Raw genomic sequence first — 16,847 nt, 5'->3', positions numbered from 1 at the left:
ATGAAGTAGCGTCTCCACCGCAGACAGCTAAAGCGATTTAGCATCGAGGAGAGCTTCATGACCCGTCGTCTGTTACCCCTGCTGTGCGGGGTCCTGGTCGCGACCGCCCTCGTCGCCCTCCCCGCACGGGCCGCCGCCCCCGGCGACCAGCCGTACGCCTCGTACTGGCATCCCGGCACCATCCTGTCCTGGAACCCGGCGAGCGATCCCGACGCCCGGTTCAACCGGTCGAGCGTTCCGCTGCGGCCCCGCGTCTCGGACCCGGCGCTGAAGGCCAACGCCAACGCCCGCGCCGGTGAGGGCCGCGTCGCCGCGCTGGCCGCCTTCGCCCCCACCTCCGGCAACCCCTCCCAAGGCGGGCTCGACCCCAACTACTACGCCTTCACCTACTGGCAGTACATCGACACGCTGGTCTTCTGGGGCGGCTCGGCCAGTGAGGGCCTGATCCTCGCCCCCAACGGCCCCGTGATCGACGCCGCCCACCGCAACGGCGTCAGGGTCTACGGGACCGTCTTCTTCCCGCCCACCGCCTACGGCGGCCAGATCCAGTGGGTACGGGACTTCGTCCAGAAGCAGGGCTCCACCTACCCCGTCGCCGACAAGCTCGCCCAGGTGGCCCAGCACTACGGCTTCGACGGCTGGTTCGTCAACCAGGAGACCGCCGGCGGCGACGCCGCGCTGGCCACCGAGATGCGCAACGTGATCTCCTATCTGCGCGCCAAAAACATGCAGGTCATGTGGTACGACGCCATGACCGAGTCCGGCGCCATCTCCTGGCAGGACGCGCTGACCAGCGCCAACGACAGCTTCTTCCAGGCCTCGAACAACATGTTCATCGACTTCGGCTGGTCGGGCCTGACCTCCTCGCGCGACCTGGCCCGCACGATGGGGCGCAGCGAGTTCGACCTGTACAGCGGCATCGACACCGAGGCGAACGGCTACAACACCGGCGTCAACTGGAACGCGGTCTTCCCCGGCGGCGGGCCGCACGTGACCTCGCTGGGCATCTACCGCCCCGAGTGGACGTGGAAGTCCGCGAGCGGCCCCGCCGACTTCCGCACCCGCGACTCCCGCTACTGGGTGGGCGCCAACGCCGACCCGTCGAACACGGGCACCACCTCGGCCTGGAAGGGCCTGGCCCATTACGTGGCCGAGTCGAGCCCGGTCACCGGCAAGCCGTTCGTCACCGGATTCAACACCGGTCACGGCGACTTCTACAACGTCGGCGGGGTCCGGGTGCGTACCGGGGGCTGGAACAACCTGTCCGTCCAGGACGTGCCGCCCACCTACCGCTGGGTCATCGCCTCCTCAGGCACCAAGCTCACCCCGTCGATCGACTACGGCGACGCCTACGAGGGCGGCTCCTCGCTCCGCCTGACCGGCACCCTCGACGCCGCCAACACCCTGCGCCTGTACCAGACGCGCCTGCCGGTGGCGGCCGACACCAAGCTGTCGGTCGTGGTGAAGGCGCCCGCCGCGGGGCCCACCCGGCTCAAGGCGGCCGTGGCCTTCACCGACGCCCCCTCCACCTTCGTGCCGCTGGACCTCGGCTCGACCGGCGGCAACGGCTGGGAACGCAAGACGCTCGACCTGTCCGCCTACGCGGGCCGTACTCTCGCCCAGGTGGGCCTGCGCGCCGAAGGTGCGGCGGGCGCCTACGACGTCAGGGTCGGCCGGCTCGCGGTCTACGACGGCGCGGTCGACGTGCCCGGCGCCCCCTCCGGGCTCACCGTGCTCGGCGCCACCGACGTCTCCCCCGCCCGCAAGTCGCTCCGCCTGAGCTGGACCGGCTCGGGCAGCCCCCACCACTACGACCTCTACCGCCGCGATCCCGACGGCACCCGCACCTACCTGGGCGCCACCCCGGGCCAGGCCTTCTTCGTGCCGCAGCTCGACCGCGCCGGATCCGAGGCGAGCACCACGCTCGACGTGGAGGCGGTCAGCGCCGAGTACGGCCGCTCGGCCCCCGCCAGCACCACGATCTCCTGGTCCGGCACCGGCGAGGCGAACCTGGCGCTGAACCGCCCGGCCACCGCCTCGGGTCAGTGCAACCCGAACGAGGGCCCGGCCAAGGCGGTCAACGGCAGCGTGGGCGGCGGCAACACCGACAAGTGGTGCGCCCTGACCGCGGCCAAGTGGATGGAGGTGGATCTCGGCGCGCCCAAGGCCCTGACCAGGTTCACCGTCAGGCACGCGCAGGCGGGCGGCGAGTCCGCCTCCTGGAACACCCGGGCCTACACCATCCAGGTCCGCGCATCCGCCTCGGACGCCTGGACCACCGCGGTCACGGTCGCGGCCAACACCGCCGCCGTCTCCGACCACCCGGTGGCGTTCACCGCCCGCCACGTCCGCCTGAACGTCACCACACCCGCCCAGAACGGCGACCCGGCGGCCCGGATCTACGAGTTCGAGGCCTGGGGAGGCTAGAAGCCCTGGGCCCAGCCCCGCTGCGCGGCCTGCCAGCCGAGCTGGACGCGGGTCCGCACGCCCGCCAGGTCCATGAGCTGCCTGATGCGCCGCTGCAGCGTGCGCAGGGACAGACCGAGCCGGCCGGCGACCGCCTCGTCGGTCAGCTTGGCCGGCCACTCCTGCGTCGTGCCCGACAGCCCGATGCGCGCCACCGGCCCGCGCACGTCGCCCGCCAGGTCCGTACGCACGTCGTAGTCGAGTTGCAGCAGCGGGATGTCCACGTTGAACGGCCCGTCCGGGTCGTTGGCGCCGGAGGAGAACCCCCACTCGGTGCGCGCGCGGGTCGAGGTCCGCCGCGTCCCGCCGTCCCCGGCGCTGTCCAGCACCAGCCGGTACGGCAGCGCCGCCGGCGAGTCGTCGGGAAGAGGTGTCGAGGGGCATGCGACCGATCCAACGCCGCCCCGATCGGCCCGGCCGAGACGGCGGCCCGGCGGAAACCCGCCTTGGCGGCGACCCGCCACCTAACCGCGGGTCACGTACGCGTTGACCTCCCCGGCAAGCTCGATCTGATGCAGGAAGTCGCTGCCGTCGATGCCGAAGCCGACCTCGGCCGCGCCCGCCTCGGCGAAGGCCGCGACCCGTTCCGCCGCCTCCCGCGGGGGTCCGCTCACCGTGGCCTCGCGGATCTCCTCGGGCGAGAGCTGGAAGAATCCGGCGAGCTGGGCCTCCATCGCCCGCTTCGCCTCGGGGTCGTCGCCCAGGACGGCGTGCACACCCACGTGGACGAAGGGGGCGGGCCTGCCGTACTCGTCGGCGAACTCCTTCAGCCTGGCCACGGCCGCCTGGAGCTGGGCGGGTGTCAGCCCGGAGGGCAGCCAGCCGTCGGCGTAGCGTGCCACCCGCCGCAGGCCGGCCTCGCCGGTGCCGGAGCCGACCAGCAGGGGCGGCACCGCCGTCCCGGGGGCCAGGGTCACCTCCGGGCCGTCACCCACCGGGGTGGGGCGGCCGGCGATCAGGCCGGGCAGCGCGCGCAGGGCCTCGTCGGCGGCCCGGCCGCGGTTCGTGCCGGTGGCGCCGATCGCGATCCAGAACGGCGAGCCGGGAAAGCCCCCGATCCCCACGCCCAGCCGGACCCTGCCCCGCGAGAGGTACTGCAGGGTCTGCACCTGCGCCGCCATCATCGCCACCGGCCGGGTGGGCGCCGACAGCACCCCGAAGTCCAGCGTGATCCGCTCGGTGACGGCGGCGGCCGTGGCCAGCGTGACCACGCTCTCCAGCGCGAGCGTCCCGTCCCCGATGAGCACGTCGGCGGCGCCCAGGGAGTCGAGGCCGGCCTCCTCGGCCAGCCGCGCCGCGCGGGCCACGCCGTCGGGGCCGAGCGTTTCTATCTCCTGCATCGTCGGAAGCCCGACGCCGATCTTCACCATGGATCCACTGTGCAACCTCAATTCGGCTTGAGGTCAAATCCTGTCGAGAAGGGGCCGGGCCGTTCGTGTAGAAGGTGACCGAGGGAAGGACAAGAGGATGAACTACCTGCTGGCGATCTACCAGCCCGACGGCGAGCCGCCGGAGGGACTGCTGGACGAGGTGCTGCCGCGCGTCGTCGCCTGGGACGACGAGGTCAAGGCGGCCGGGCAATGGGTGTTCGCCGCCGGGCTGCACCTGGCCTCGACCGCGACCGTCGTGCGCGCCAAGGACGGCGACGTGCTCATGACCGACGGGCCGTTCACCGAGGGCAAGGAACATCTCGGCGGCTTCACCGTGATCAGCGCCCCCGACCTGGACGACGCCCTGGCGTGGGCGGGCAAGCTGGCGAAGGCCGTCGGCCTGCCGATCGAGGTGCGCCCGATCCACGGTGACTGACCAGGTCGAACGCGTCTTCCGCGAGGAGTACGGCCGTGCGGTCGCGGTCCTGGTCCGCTCCTTCGGCGACATCGACCTCGCCGAGGAGGCGGTCCAGGACGCCTTCGCGACCGCGCTGCGCCGCTGGCCGGAGGAGGGTCCGCCGCCCAGCCCGTCCGGATGGATCATCACCACCGCCCGCAACCGGGCCATCGACCGGCTGCGCCGGGAGTCCTCTCGCCAGGACCGGCACGCGCAGGCCGCGCTCCTGCGCGCCCGCGAGGAGCCGCCCGCCGAGGAGGGGCCCGTGCGCGACGAACGGCTGCGCCTGATCTTCACCTGCTGCCATCCCGCCCTGGCCAGGAACGTCCAGGTCGCGCTCACGCTGCGGCTGCTCGGCGGGCTCACCACCGCCGAGATCGCGCGGGCGTTCCTGGTGCCGGAGCCGACGATGGCCCAGCGTTTGGTCCGTGCGAAGGGCAAGATCCGCGACGCGAAGATCCCCTACCGGGTGCCGAAGGAGTCCGACCTGCCCGACCGGCTGCGTTCGGTGCTGGCCGTCGTCTACCTCATCTTCAACGAGGGCCACCTGGCCAGGGAGGACCTCTGCGCCGAGGCGATCCGGCTCGGGCGGCTGCTGGCCGCGCTGATGCCGGACGAGCCCGAGGTGATCGGGCTGCTGGCGCTCATGCTGCTGATCGAGGCGCGGCGGGCCGGCCGTACCGGGGAGTCGGGTGAGCTGGTCCCGCTCGCCGCGCAGGACCGCGCGCGGTGGGACCGCGCGCTCGTGGCAGAAGGCCGTGAGCTGGTACGGCGGTGCCTGCGCCGCGACCGCCCGGGCCCGTACCAGATCCAGGCGGCGATCAACGCGGTCCACAGCGACCCGCCGCCGACGGACTGGGCGCAGATCCTGGCCCTGTACGACCAGCTGATCGCGCTGGCCCCGACCCCCGTCGTGGCGCTGAACCGGGCGGTCGCGCTCGCCGAGGTCCGGGGAGCCGCCGCGGCGCTGCCCCTGGTCGAGGAGCTGCCGCTGGACGGCTATCACGTCTTTCACGCCGTCCGCGCCGACCTGCTGCGCCGCCTGGGCAGGAATGCCGAGGCGGCGCCGGCCTACGAACGGGCGATCGCGCTCACCGGCAGCGCGGCGGAGCGCACGTTCCTGCGGGGCCGGCTGGCGGCCCTGCGGTGACGTCCGTCCGGGTCAGGGGACGATGTTGACCAGCTTCGGCGCGCGGACGATCACCTTGCGGGGCTCGCCCGACAGGTGCGCCCGCACCTTCTCCGAGGCCAGCGCCAGCGCGCGCAGGTCACTCTCGGAGATGTCGGGGGCCACCTCCAGCCGGTCGCGGACCTTGCCCGCCACCTGCACCACGGCGGTCACCGACTCCTCGACCAGCAGCGCGGGATCGGCCACCGGCCAGCCTGCCAATGCCACCGAGCCGGTACGGCCCAGTCGCTCCCAGCCCTCCTCGGTGGTGTAGGGCGCGACCAGCGACAGCATGACCGCCAGCGACTCGGCCGCCTCGCGCACCGCGGGATCGCCCGCGCCGGGGCCGGAGTCGATGGCCTTGCGGGCGGCGGAGGTCAGCTCCATCAGGCGGGCGATCGCCACGTTGAACCGGTAGGACTCGATCAGCTTGGTGACCTCGTCGATGGTCTTGTGGGTGACCTTGCGCAGCGCCGGGTCGCCCTGCGAGAAGTCGGCGCCGGCCTCACTGGCGACCTCGTCCATCACGCGGAAGGCGCGGGCCAGGTACTTCTGCGAGGCCTGCGGCGAGACGTCGGCCCAGTCGATGTCGTCCTCGGGCGGGCTGGCGAACAGCATCGTCAGCCGGACCGCGTCGACGCCGAAGTCGTCGATCTGCTTACCCAGGTCGACGCCGTTGCCCAGGGACTTCGACATGGCCTTGCCGCCGTTGATCACCTGGCCCTGGCCCAGCTGGCGCATGAACGGCTCGGTGAAGTCGACCATGCCCATGTCGTGCAGCACCTTGACGAAGAAGCGCGAGTACAGCAGGTGCAGGACCGCGTGCTCCACGCCGCCGACGTACATGTCGATCGGGCCCCACTCGCGGATCTTCTCCACGTCGAACGGGCCGTCGGTGTAGGTGGGGTCGGTGTAGCGCAGGAAGTACCAGGCGGAGTCGACGAAGGTGTCCATGGTGTCGGTGTCGCGCTTGGCGGCGCCGCCGCACTTGGGACAGGCGACGTTGACCCACTCGGTGGCACCGGCCAGCGGGGAGATGCCCTTGGGGGCCAGCGCCTCGCCGCGCAGGTCGGGCAGCGTGACCGGCAGCTGGTCGTCGGGGACCGGCACCTCGCCGCAGTCGGGGCAGTGGATGATCGGGATCGGCGTCCCCCAGAAGCGCTGACGCGACAGCAGCCAGTCGCGCAGGCGGAAGTTGATCGCGCCCTTGCCCCGGCCGTCGGTCTCCAGGCTCCGGATGATCGTGGCGATGGCCTCGGTCTTGCTCAGGCCGTCGAGCGGGCCGGAGTTGACCAGCGTGCCCTCGCCGGGGGTGGCCTCGCCGGTCTCGCCGGGGTCGGCCAGCCCGGTGTGCACGACGACCCGCACCGGCAGGCCGAACTTCAGCGCGAAGTCCAGGTCGCGCTGGTCGTGCGCGGGCACCGCCATGATCGCGCCGTGGCCGTAGTCGGCCAGGACGTAGTCGGCCGCCCAGACCGGGATGCGCTCGCCGTTGACCGGGTTGATCGCGTGGCGGCCCAGGAAGACGCCGCTCTTGTCCTTGTCGGTGGACATGCGCTCGATGTCGCTGAGCTTGGCGACCTCGGCCCGGTAGGCCTCGAACTCGGCGCGGTGCTCGTCGGTGACGATCTCGTCGGCCAGCGCGGCGTCCACGGCGACCACGAAGAACGTGGCGCCGAACAGGGTGTCGGGGCGCGTGGTGAAGACGTGGACCGGCTCCTCGCGGCCCTCGATCTCGAACAGCACGTCGGCGCCCTCGGAGCGGCCGATCCAGTTGCGCTGCATCGTCAGCACGCGCTCCGGCCAGCCGCCCTCCAGCTGGCTCATGTCGTCCAGCAGGCGCTGCGCGTAGTCAGTGATCTTGAAGTACCACTGCGTCAGCTCGCGGCGCACGACCTCGGCGCCGCAGCGCTCACACTTGCCGGCCACGACCTGCTCGTTGGCCAGCACGGTCTGGTCGTTGGGGCACCAGTTGACCAGTCCGCCCTTGCGGTAGGCCAGGCCGCGCTCGAAGAAGCGGTTGAACAGCCACTGGTTCCAGCGGTAGTACTCGGGGTCGCTGGTGTGCAGGCGGCGCGACCAGTCGAAGGAGATCGCGTAGCGCTTGAAGGAGTTGGCCTGGACGTCGATGTTGGCGTAGGTCCACTCGGCCGGGTGGGCGTTCCGCTTGATCGCGGCGTTCTCGGCGGGCAGGCCGAAGGAGTCCCAGCCGATGGGGTGCAGGACGTTGTAACCCTGCTGGAACCAGTAGCGGGCGACGACGTCGCCGATGGCGAAGACCTCGCCGTGGCCCATGTGAAGGTCACCGGAGGGGTAAGGGAACATGTCCAGCATGTAGCGGCGCTCGCGGGGGTCGGCGGCGTCCTCGCTGGCCCGGAACGGGTCCTGCTCCTCCCATCGCTGCTGCCACTTGGCCTGCAGCGCCTGCGGGTCGTACTCACTCACGGCGGTGTCCTTCTGGTTTGATTCTGACCCCATAAGAAAACCCCTCGTATGACAACGAGGGGTAGCCGCGACGGCGAGATCTCAGGGCCGTCGCGGCCCGCTAAGAAGCAGGGTCGCGGAACGCATAGGTCAAGCCTAGCGCACGTCTTCGGAAGAATGAGGGGACTACGCCTGGGGCACCCGGCAGAATGGGCCCTTCAGGTCCTATGAGACCTCGTTGAGATCTATCCGTTGTGACCTCATATGTCCCATTAGAATACTCTCGTCGCCGTGGCCAACCCTGCTGAGCCTGACCGATCAGCGGCCGACCTGCCGATGCAGGATCCGCCGACGGATCCGCACGGCTTCGCACGTTTCCCTGCGGAAGACCACGGGCCACATGAGATCATGCCGGATGCGTCTAATCCGGACATAACCTCGGGAGGTACGGCAGCAATGGCAACGGAGAATTCCGGAGCACCACACTTGCCGCCATCCTGGCCCGAGGTGCCCACGTCCTGGCCGGAGGCTCGCGACGAGGTGCCGACCTCATGGCCGGAGGCGGGACCGCCGCCGCAGCCCACCTGGCCGGAACCACCGCAGCGTGACCCACTCGGCGGCAGGGACCCCTTGGTCGATCCTCGCGACCCCTTGGGTGACCTGTCGGGTGGCAGACGGAGCCGGGACGCACAGGGAATGAGAGACCAGCAGAACATGCGTGATCAGCAGGGTACGCGCGAGCAGCCTCCCGTCCGGGATCCGCTGCCCGCCTGGTCCGACACCCCCGCGCCGGCCCCCTGGCCGGAGACCGCCCAGCCCGGCGGCGCGCACTCCGCCCCGCAGAACCCCTTGGCACAGAACCCTTTGACGCAGAGCCCGTCCGGGCAGAACCCTTCGGCACAGCAGAACCCTTCGGCACAGCAGAGCCCGGGGCAGCAGGTGTGGCCGGAGATGCCGCCGCCCGCCGACGGAGCCTGGTCCAACCTGTCCAGCCCCGCCCCCTGGCCCCCGGCCGGACCGCCGCAGAAGGACCCGTGGCCCCCGGCCGCGCCGCCGCCGGCGGGCGCCCAGCCCGACCCGCGCGCCTGGCAGCAGGACGGCCGCCCCGACGCTCCGGCCTGGCAGCCCGACGGACGCACGGAGACCCCGGGATGGCAGCCCGAGGGGCAGCCGGTTCAGCAGGCGGCGCCCAAGGGCGACCCCATGGACCGGACGATCACCTACAACGAGGCCTACCCCACCCCCGCCGCCCCGCCGCAGGAGCCGGATGAGCACGGCCAGCAGGGCCAGCACGCCCGGCCGGGCTCCAACCTGAGCCGCGACCCGTCCGACCCCGACCGCCCGTTCGTCACCGCGGGCCAGATCAGCGGCTCGCGCACCCCTCCGCCCGAGCGTCAGCAGGAGCTCTGGAACACCGTCTTCGGCGACAACTACCAGGAGATGGGCGACGACGGCAAGGAGTCGCTCGACGAGCCGGGCAAGCCGGTGTGGCTGTTCGCGCTGGCCGCCTCGGTCGCGGTGGCCCTGGTGGCCGCGCTGGTGTGGGCGTTCGTCGCGGGACCGCTGGCCAGCGAGAGCGAGCCCACGGACCCGCCCGCCGCCAAGCCCCAGGCCAGCGGCAAGCCCACACCCACCAAGCCGTCCACCACGATCGGCCCGCTGAAGCGCTTCCCCGGCAAGGCGGCCCCGGTCATGGGCGTGGTCCCCGACCAGCAGGCCGGCATCTCGGTGCCCCGCCTGGGCGGCACCTGGCTGCTCGACCAGCGGCCCCTGGTGAAGACCACCTACGGCTACGACACCCGCCAGTACGTCCAGGTCGGCACCGACACCTACGCCAACCTGATGACCGGCCCGCTCCCCCAGCGCCTGGCCGCCTCCTACACCTCCAAGGACGACCTGGAGCCGGTGATCAAGCAGGTCGTGCTGAGCGCCCGCAAGCGTTTCTTCCCCGAGGACAACAAGGTCAGGAAGATCGCCCAGCAGCCGCTCAAGATCAACGGCTCGACCGGCCGCCTGATCGCCTACGAGCTGACCTCCGGCACCGGCAAGGCCACGATCGTGACCGCGGCCATCAACACGGCCAACGAGCTTCCGGCCATCGTCTACATGTCCGTCCCCGGCGACGCCAAGCGGCTCCTGCCCGACATCAACACCGTGGTCAAGCAGATCAAGGTGACCAACCCGGCCCCCTGACCCTCAGAACGTGCACTCCATGTGCTTGATGCCGTTGATGAAGCTGGAGTGCAGCCGGTCCGGGTGACCGGCCTCCAGCTGGGGGACGCGGCGCAGCAGTTCGCGCAGCATCACGGTGATCTCCCGGCGGGCCAGGTGGGCGCCCAGGCAGAAGTGGGGGCCGGGCCCGCCGTACCCGACGTGGGGGTTGGGGTCGCGGGTGATGTCGAAGGCGTACGGGTCGGTGAAGACGCGCTCGTCGCGGTTGGCGGCCCAGTAGAACAGGACGACCTTCTCGCCCTCGCGGTACAGGTTGCCGTTCATCTCGTGGTCGCGGGTGACCTTGCGGCGCATGAAGTTCACCGGCGAGGCCAGCCGGACGATCTCCTCGACGGCGCCGGGCAGGCGGGCCTCGGTGTCCTCCAGGAGGAGGGCGCGCTGGTCAGGGTGGTTGGAGAGCAGGCGCATGCCGTACGAGATGGCGTTGCGGGTGGTCTCGTTGCCGGCCACGACCAGGAGGATGAAAAAGGACCCGAGCTCCTGCAGCGTCAGATGCTCGCCGTCGATGTTGGCGTTGACCAGAGCGGAGATGAGGTCGCCCGTGGGGTTGCCGGTGCGGTGGGCGGCGAGGTCCTGGACGAGCTGCTGGAGTTCCATGCCGGCGTTGAGCAGGCGTTCGGCGACCTTGGTCAGGTCGTCGCCGGCGTACTCGGGGTCGAAGCCGCCGAGGATCAGGTTCGAGCGCTCGAAGATGAACTGGTAGTCCTTCTCCGGGATGCCCATCATGTCGCAGATGATCTTCAAGGGCAGGCGGGCGGCGACCTCGGTGACGAAGTCGCAGCCGGAGCCGGTGACGAGGAGGTCGTCGACGATCTGGGCGGCGGCGGTCTCCACGTCGGCCTCGAACTGCTTGATCATCTTGGGCGTGAAGGCCCGGGAGACGATGCGGCGCAGGCGGGCGTGGCGCGGGTCGTCCATGTTGATCATCGAGCCGAAGTACTCGGCGAACTCCGGGGGCATGTCGGGGATGTTCGTGGCCCCGCCCCTGCCCGAGCTGAACACGTCCGGGTTACGGCTGGCCTCCAGGATGTCGGCGTGCCTGACGAGCGCGTGGTAGCCGATGCCCTTGGGGGCGAAGGACACCTCCATCTCCTCGAAGAAGGCGGGGGTGTCCCGTGCGCGCAGCGTGTCGAAGGCCGCTTCCCGCTCGGCCATGGGCCTGGCCCAGAAGTGCTGATCCGACAGATCGAAGTCGAGTGCGCTCATGTGCCCATAATTCGAGAAAGCGGGCACTTACGTCAATACTTGGCACGTACACCGTACGTAGGCCCTGGAAAATCGATGGCCGGGCGCCCGCGGGCCCGATAGCGTCGGGCGTATGACGTTCTTCTTCCTGCGCTAGCGACCCCGTCGGCGGGCACGCGGCTCAGTGACCCACCGCCGGCGATGCGGGACGGCTCCACGCCCTCCCGAGTCGCGACGTGGGAGAAGGACACGTGCATACCCTTGCCGTGGCCAGGTCGGTGCACGGCATCGAACACCTGGTGGCCACGGAGATCCGTCATGCCGGGCTGGGCATCGTGCGCGAGGTGCGGCACCGGGAGGTCTGGTTCGAGATCACGGGGCCGGGGGCGTTGGAGCTCCGTCTGGCCGACGACGTCCTGCTGGTGGGAGCCGTGGTCGACGGCGTCGGGCCGCGCCGTGACGCGCTGCGCCGCCTGGCCTCGGCCGCCGCGGGCATCGACGTCCACGCCGTGGCCGCAGGGCGGCCTCTCGGGCCCGGCTCCGGTGTGGAAGTGTCGGCCTCGTTCCTGGGGCGGCGCGCCTACAACCGCTACGACATCGAGGACGCGGTCGGGCCCGAACTCGGCCGTCCCTACCACGCGCGGCGCGAGGGCCGGGTGCCTCCGGCAGGCGCCGCGTCGTGGCGGGTGACGGTCGAGGGCGAGCGGGCCGTGATCGCCCTGCGGGCGGGCGCGCGTCCGCTGCACCGTCGTGCCTACAAGGTGCGCTCGGTGCCGGGAACGCTGCACCCGCCGCTGGCCGCCGCCATGGCGTACCTGGCCGAGCCGAAAGGGCTGGTGATCGATCCGTGCTGCGGCGCCGGCACCACGCTCATCGAGGCCGCCGCCCTCGCGCCGGAGGCCCGCACGCTGGGGTTCGACCGTTGCGGCGAGGCGATCGCCGCGGCCGCCGCCAACGGCCCGCGCCTGGCGTGGGCGCGCGCCGACGCGGGCCGCGTCCCGCTGCCCTCGGGGAGCGTGGACCGCGTGCTGGTCAACCCGCCCTGGCAGCGGCAGGTACGGCTGGCCGGATCCGGTCACCGGCTCTGGGCGGAGCTGCGCCGGGTTCTGGCCGACGGAGGGCGGGTGGTGGCACTGGTGCCTGAGGTGCCGCGCGGCTGGGCCGTACTGGAGAGGGTGGATGTTTCGCTTTTTGGGCGGCATCCCATCCTGGCCATGATGACTCCGGACAAATCCTGATCACGGTTTTGGTGGGCGGGGGACATCCGGGCCGGGTCCCGCGGCTGGCAGCGTGGACACATGAGCGAGGTTGTGATCACGGGGCTCGGGGCCGTGACGCCGCTGGGCGGCGATGTTCCCTCGACGTGGGCGGGACTGCTGGCCGGCCGGTCCGGGGTGGTGGCGCTGCGGGAGTCCTGGGCGGAGCAGTTGCCCGCGCGGATCGCGGGGCGGCTGACCGTGGATCCGGCCGCGCTCCTGGGGCGGCAGAAGGCCCGCCGCCTCGACCGCTGCGAGCAGATCGCGCTGCTCGCCGCCCGTCAGGCCTGGGCGGACGCGGGGCGTCCCGAAGTCGATCCCGAACGGCTGGCGGTCGTGATCGGCACCGGCACCGGCGGCGTCACGACCCTCCTCGACCAGGACGACGTGCTGGAGAAGGAGGGCGTGCGCCGCGTGTCGCCGCACACCCTGCCCATGCTCATGCCGAACGGCCCGGCCGGCTGGGTCAGCATCGAACTCGGCGCGCGAGCCGGCGCCCACGCCCCGGTGAGCGCCTGCGCGGCCGGGGCGGAGGCGATCGCGGCCGGAGCCGACCTGATCCGGCTGGGGCGCGCGGACGTCGTCGTCGCCGGTGGTACGGAGGCGTGCGTGCACCCGCTGACGCTCGCCGCCTTCGCCCAGGCCAAGGCGGTCTCGACCCGCAACGACCGGCCCGAGCGGGCCTCGCGGCCCTTCGACGCGGACCGCGACGGGTTCGTGCTGGCCGAGGGAGCCGCGGTGGTGGTCCTGGAACGGGCCGGGTGGCGCGACGGCGCGGCGCTGGCCCGCCTGGCCGGGCACGGGATCACCGCCAACGCCGAGCACATCACCGCCTCCCAGTTCGACGGCCAGGCACGGGCGATGCGCATCGCGCTGCGCGAGGCGGGGCTGTCGGGCCAGGACGTGACGCACGTACAGGCGCACGCCACCTCGACCCTCGACGGCGACGTGGTCGAGGCCGCCGCGATCGCCCAGACCGTGGGCGGGCATCCGGCGGTGACCGCGATCAAGTCGGCGACGGGGCACCTGTGCGGGGCCTCAGGCGCGTTCGCGACCGTGGCGGCGGTGCTGGCCATGCGCGACGGCCGCGTCCCCGCCACCCTCAACCTGGACCGCCTGGACTCCCGCGTCGAACTGGACGTGGTCACCGGCACACCCCGCCACTGGCTGCCGGGCCCCTCGATGGTGAACGCCTTCGGCTTCGGCGGCCACAACGTGAGCCTGGTGCTCACCCCAGCCAGTCGAGGATCCGCGCGTTGACCTCGCGCGGCTTCTCCAGGTGCAGGAAATGCCCGGCGTCCTCGACGATCTCCGCCCGCGACCCCTCCGGCAGCACGCTCGCCACGTCCGCCACCAGGTCGGCGCCGAGGCAGCCGTCCTGGGCGCCGTGAAGGTACAGCACGGGGCGTACCGGGCCTTCTGTCGCGGCGGCCTGCTCGGCGGCGTACCGGCCTGAAGGCGGGGTGGTGCCGAGCATGGCCCGGTAGTAGCCGATGGCGGCGGCCAGGTTGGCCGGCTCGCCCAGGCTCTGCTTCAGGAAGGCGAGGTCCTCGGTGGCGTCGTGGCCGGGCGACCAGTCCCTCCACAGCCCGTCGAGAAACCCGGGCGCCGACGCCGCGGTCTCGGCCAGCGCCGTCTGGAACAGGAAGATGTAGAAGGACCGCTTGAGCTGCTCGTAGGTGAAGAACGTGCCGAGCAACCACTTCGTCGGAGGTACGGCGAGCGCCACCGACCTGCGGAAGCGCTCGGTGGTGCCGTAGACCGGGTAGGTGCCCCAGTCGTGGCCGATGATGACCGCGTTCTCGTCGCCGCCCAGCTCCTCGTGCAGGGCGTTGGCGTCGGCCACCAGGGCTCCCAGCTCGTAGCCTTCTGTGACCTCGGTGGGGGCGTAGCCGCGCATGAAGGGGGCGACGGCGCGGTAACCGCGCTCGGCCAGCTCGGGCATCAGGTGCCGCCAGGTGTGCGCGGTGTCGGGGAAGCCGTGCATGCACAGGGCCAGCGGCCCGTCACCCAATGCGAGGTAAGCGAACTCCACACCGTTGGCGTGGATATTCCTGATCTCCATGCGCGGAAACCTAGTGCCCTCTCCGCCCCCCGTCCATCAACCACCCCACGACGAGGACGGGACCCCACGGCCAGACGGACCACCACGGGCTTCCACGGGCTTCCACGCGAACCACCGGCCACGCGGGCGAGCCGGCCGCCAAGCGGGTGAGCCGACGGCCGAGCGGGCGAGCCGACGGGCAAGTGGGCGAGCCGGCGGCCATGCGGGCGGGCCGACGGAGTGCACGTGCCCGCCACCGGCCGGCACGGCACGCCGCCCGGCGCGGCTCCCGGGGCGGCGTGACACAGGCGCGCGGCCCTGCGGCAGGCGGACCGCCGTGGCTTCCGGAGGGATCGACCGCAGAGCGGGCCGGCCACGGCGACGGCATCGCCCTGGCGCGCCACCGCTCGGCACCCGGGCGGTGTGACACGGGTGCGCGGGCAGTGACGGCACGTTGGCTGGGCGGGGGTGGCCGATCGCGGGGTTGTGTCAGGTGGTGTAGCGGAGGTGCTTGATGCCGTTGATGAAGTTGGAGAGGAGGAAGTCGGGTTCGCCCTCGGACGCGATGGCGGGCAGGCGGGTGAGGAGTTCGCGGAACATCACGGTCATCTCGCGCTTGGCCAGGTGGGCGCCCAGGCAGTAGTGGGGGCCGGGGCCGCCGAAGCCGACGTGCGGGTTGGGGTCGCGGGTGATGTCGAAGGTGTCCGGGTCGGTGAAGACCGCCTCGTCCCGGTTGGCGGAGTTGTAGAACAGCAACACCTTGTCGCCCTGGTTGTACCGCATGCCGTTCATCTCGACATCCCGCGTCAGCGTGCGGCGGAACTGGATGACCGGCGTCGAGTACCGGACGATCTCGTCGCAGGCCTTGGCGATGCGGCCGTCGAAGTCGGCCATGAGGTGTTCGCGCTGTGCGGGATGGTCGGTGAAGAGCTTCAGCCCGTACGCGATGGCGTTACGGGTGGTCTCGCTGCCGGCCACCACCAGGAGGATGAAGAAGGAGCCGAGTTCCTGGGAGGTAAGGCGTTCTTCGCCGTTGACCAGGAGGCTCACCAGGTCGCCCGCGGGGTGTTCGCGGCGCTGGTCGCCGAGGCGGGCGGCGAGGCGGTTCAGGCTGTAGCCGGCGTGCAGGAGCTTGCCGAGGCCGCGGGCGACGTTCATGCGCTTGAAGTCGGGCTCGATGCCCGTGTACTCGGCGTCGGTGTTGCCGAGGATGATGTTGGTCCGCCGCAGCACCATGTCATGAAATTTCGCGGGGATGCCCATCATGTCGCAGATGACGCGTACGGGGAGCCTGGCGGCGATCTGCTCGACGAAGTCACCCGGGCCCTGCGCGATGGCGTCGTCCACGATCTCGGCGGCGGCCCTGGCCAGGTCCTCCTCCATCTTGGAGAGGATGCGCGGGGTGAAGGCGCGGGAGACGATCCTGCGTAACCTGGCGTGCTTGGGGTCGTCCATGTTGATCATCGAGCCGAAGTACACAGCCAGCCAGCGCGGCATGTCCGGGATGCTGTTGGAGCAGGGCTCGCTGCTGAACACGGCCGCGTTGCGGCTGGCCTCGGTGACGTCGGCGTGGCGTACCAGGGCGTAGTAGCCGGGGCCGCCGCCAATGAAGGGCACGTGGTTCTCGCGGACGAACACCGGGCGCTCCAGCCCGCGCAGCTGACGGAAGGCGTCCATGCGCTCGGCTTGCGGTAAGGCCCAGAACGGTATCTGCGACAGGTCGATGTCGGATGTCGCCGTCATGTCTCCCAAGAGTTGCGCAAGCAATCACTTACGTCAAGACCGGCGCCGCCCCCGCGACGCCGGTCGGAACACGCTTCAGCAGCCGTCGAGGTACGTCTTGCCCTCGGTCCAGACGGTGTCGTCGAAGTCGTGCGCGTACACGCCCAGAGTGGCGTCCACGGGGTGGTTGCTCGCGTTCCTCCAGAGCCGGCCCGACTGACGCTCCTTGAGCCGCACCTGCGAACCCTGGATCCGGAAGGTGATGTCGGTGTTCTGCGAGGTGCGGTTGTAGACCCACACGCATGCCCCGGCGGGGACCGTGCGGACCTGGCAGCCGTTGTTCCAGCCCATGGCGGGCGCCTTGCAGCGGAAGGGCTTGTCGTCCGACGCCAGGGCCGGCGCCCCGCCCACCGCGAGGGCCGCGGTCAGGACCAGCAGAGCGTTCTTGATCATGAGATTCCTCCTCTCGGAGCGTAGCGAAATGGCTACGCTGTGCGATGCCTCCACTGTTGGCGGGGCGGTG

The 16,847-nt window shown here is 71.4% G+C and carries 13 protein-coding genes; 6 read left to right on the top strand and 7 right to left on the bottom strand.

Annotated features, from left to right (window positions below; translation table 11 throughout):
• The first annotated feature begins 57 nt into the window (after nucleotides 1-57).
• Nucleotides 58-2,427, top strand: coding sequence for a discoidin domain-containing protein (locus ACIBHY_RS42775; RefSeq protein WP_397309709.1), 2,370 nt, complete (start codon nucleotides 58-60; stop codon nucleotides 2,425-2,427).
• Here ACIBHY_RS42775 and ACIBHY_RS42770 read toward each other — a convergent pair.
• Both ACIBHY_RS42770 and ACIBHY_RS42765 read right to left on the bottom strand, forming a co-directional pair.
• Nucleotides 2,424-2,795: a helix-turn-helix transcriptional regulator gene (locus tag ACIBHY_RS42770; protein WP_397309708.1), complete on the bottom strand. Its 372-nt coding sequence runs from the start codon at nucleotides 2,793-2,795 to the stop codon at nucleotides 2,424-2,426. The genes ACIBHY_RS42775 and ACIBHY_RS42770 overlap by 4 nt on opposite strands.
• A 135-nt stretch (nucleotides 2,796-2,930) precedes the next feature.
• Nucleotides 2,931-3,836, bottom strand: a complete 906-nt coding sequence (locus ACIBHY_RS42765) for an LLM class flavin-dependent oxidoreductase (RefSeq protein ID WP_397241855.1) — start codon at nucleotides 3,834-3,836, stop codon at nucleotides 2,931-2,933.
• 97 nt (nucleotides 3,837-3,933) lie between these two features.
• Here ACIBHY_RS42765 and ACIBHY_RS42760 point away from each other — a divergent pair, with 97 nt between their 5' ends.
• Both ACIBHY_RS42760 and ACIBHY_RS42755 read left to right on the top strand, forming a co-directional pair.
• Nucleotides 3,934-4,272 (top strand): YciI family protein, encoded by a 339-nt coding sequence (locus ACIBHY_RS42760; protein ID WP_397241853.1) that lies wholly within the window; start codon nucleotides 3,934-3,936, stop codon nucleotides 4,270-4,272.
• Nucleotides 4,265-5,443: an RNA polymerase sigma factor gene (locus ACIBHY_RS42755; protein ID WP_397241851.1), complete on the top strand. Its 1,179-nt coding sequence runs from the start codon at nucleotides 4,265-4,267 to the stop codon at nucleotides 5,441-5,443. Before ACIBHY_RS42760 ends, ACIBHY_RS42755 begins: the two co-directional genes overlap by 8 nt.
• Before the next feature lie 12 nt (nucleotides 5,444-5,455).
• Here the strand turns inward: ACIBHY_RS42755 and leuS are convergent, their stop codons facing one another.
• Nucleotides 5,456-7,939 carry a leucine--tRNA ligase gene (gene leuS, locus ACIBHY_RS42750; RefSeq protein WP_397241849.1) on the bottom strand — a complete coding sequence of 828 codons (2,484 nt, stop codon included), beginning with the start codon at nucleotides 7,937-7,939 and terminating at the stop codon, nucleotides 5,456-5,458.
• 660 nt (nucleotides 7,940-8,599) lie between these two features.
• Between leuS and ACIBHY_RS42745 the strand changes: the two genes are divergently transcribed.
• Nucleotides 8,600-10,078, top strand: coding sequence for a hypothetical protein (locus tag ACIBHY_RS42745; protein WP_397241847.1), 1,479 nt, complete (start codon nucleotides 8,600-8,602; stop codon nucleotides 10,076-10,078).
• Nucleotides 10,079-10,081: 3 nt separating this feature from the next.
• On the opposite strand, the gene ACIBHY_RS42740 is transcribed toward ACIBHY_RS42745, so the two are convergent.
• Nucleotides 10,082-11,323 (bottom strand): cytochrome P450, encoded by a 1,242-nt coding sequence (locus ACIBHY_RS42740; protein WP_397309706.1) that lies wholly within the window; start codon nucleotides 11,321-11,323, stop codon nucleotides 10,082-10,084.
• A gap of 230 nt (nucleotides 11,324-11,553) precedes the next feature.
• Between ACIBHY_RS42740 and ACIBHY_RS42735 the strand changes: the two genes are divergently transcribed.
• Together ACIBHY_RS42735 and ACIBHY_RS42730 are read left to right on the top strand one after the other, a co-directional pair.
• A complete protein-coding gene (locus ACIBHY_RS42735) occupies nucleotides 11,554-12,540 on the top strand; it encodes a methyltransferase domain-containing protein (protein WP_397309705.1) in 987 nt (328 codons plus the stop codon).
• Between the two features lie 60 nt (nucleotides 12,541-12,600).
• On the top strand, nucleotides 12,601-13,818 hold the full coding sequence (locus tag ACIBHY_RS42730; protein ID WP_397309704.1) for a beta-ketoacyl-[acyl-carrier-protein] synthase family protein: 1,218 nt from the start codon (nucleotides 12,601-12,603) through the stop codon (nucleotides 13,816-13,818).
• Here the strand turns inward: ACIBHY_RS42730 and ACIBHY_RS42725 are convergent.
• The 3 genes from ACIBHY_RS42725 to ACIBHY_RS42715 all read right to left on the bottom strand — a co-directional run bounded on the left by ACIBHY_RS42725 (nucleotide 13,787) and on the right by ACIBHY_RS42715 (nucleotide 16,777).
• A complete protein-coding gene (locus ACIBHY_RS42725) occupies nucleotides 13,787-14,623 on the bottom strand; it encodes an alpha/beta fold hydrolase (protein ID WP_397241839.1) in 837 nt (278 codons plus the stop codon). The genes ACIBHY_RS42730 and ACIBHY_RS42725 overlap by 32 nt on opposite strands.
• Nucleotides 14,624-15,091: 468 nt before the next feature.
• The gene (locus tag ACIBHY_RS42720) at nucleotides 15,092-16,345 is read right to left on the bottom strand and encodes a cytochrome P450 (protein ID WP_397309703.1); all 1,254 of its coding nucleotides are present in this window, start codon (nucleotides 16,343-16,345) and stop codon (nucleotides 15,092-15,094) included.
• 75 nt (nucleotides 16,346-16,420) lie between these two features.
• Nucleotides 16,421-16,777, bottom strand: a complete 357-nt coding sequence (locus tag ACIBHY_RS42715; protein WP_397241835.1) for a hypothetical protein — start codon at nucleotides 16,775-16,777, stop codon at nucleotides 16,421-16,423.
• Nucleotides 16,778-16,847: the final 70 nt, after the last annotated feature.

Source organism: Nonomuraea sp. NPDC050547, assembly GCF_044457345.1.
In the GTDB taxonomy this organism is placed as follows: Bacteria; Actinomycetota; Actinomycetes; order Streptosporangiales; family Streptosporangiaceae; genus Nonomuraea.
The sequence above is the reverse complement of the archived record's forward strand: the minus strand, read 5'-3'. Positions and strand labels throughout refer to the sequence as shown.

What these genes read in the sequence shown, in the direction of transcription:
- ACIBHY_RS42775 (WP_397309709.1), top strand. Translation starts at nt 58, where the DNA reads ATGACCCGTCGTCTGTTACCCCTGCTGTGCGGGGTCCTGGTCGCGACC.
- ACIBHY_RS42765 (WP_397241855.1), bottom strand. Translation starts at nt 3,836, where the DNA reads ATGGTGAAGATCGGCGTCGGGCTTCCGACGATGCAGGAGATAGAAACG.
- ACIBHY_RS42760 (WP_397241853.1), top strand. Translation starts at nt 3,934, where the DNA reads ATGAACTACCTGCTGGCGATCTACCAGCCCGACGGCGAGCCGCCGGAG.
- leuS (WP_397241849.1), bottom strand. Translation starts at nt 7,939, where the DNA reads ATGGGGTCAGAATCAAACCAGAAGGACACCGCCGTGAGTGAGTACGAC.
- ACIBHY_RS42745 (WP_397241847.1), top strand. Translation starts at nt 8,600, where the DNA reads ATGCGTGATCAGCAGGGTACGCGCGAGCAGCCTCCCGTCCGGGATCCG.
- ACIBHY_RS42740 (WP_397309706.1), bottom strand. Translation starts at nt 11,323, where the DNA reads ATGAGCGCACTCGACTTCGATCTGTCGGATCAGCACTTCTGGGCCAGG.
- ACIBHY_RS42730 (WP_397309704.1), top strand. Translation starts at nt 12,601, where the DNA reads ATGAGCGAGGTTGTGATCACGGGGCTCGGGGCCGTGACGCCGCTGGGC.
- ACIBHY_RS42725 (WP_397241839.1), bottom strand. Translation starts at nt 14,623, where the DNA reads ATGGAGATCAGGAATATCCACGCCAACGGTGTGGAGTTCGCTTACCTC.
- ACIBHY_RS42720 (WP_397309703.1), bottom strand. Translation starts at nt 16,345, where the DNA reads ATGACGGCGACATCCGACATCGACCTGTCGCAGATACCGTTCTGGGCC.
- ACIBHY_RS42715 (WP_397241835.1), bottom strand. Translation starts at nt 16,777, where the DNA reads ATGATCAAGAACGCTCTGCTGGTCCTGACCGCGGCCCTCGCGGTGGGC.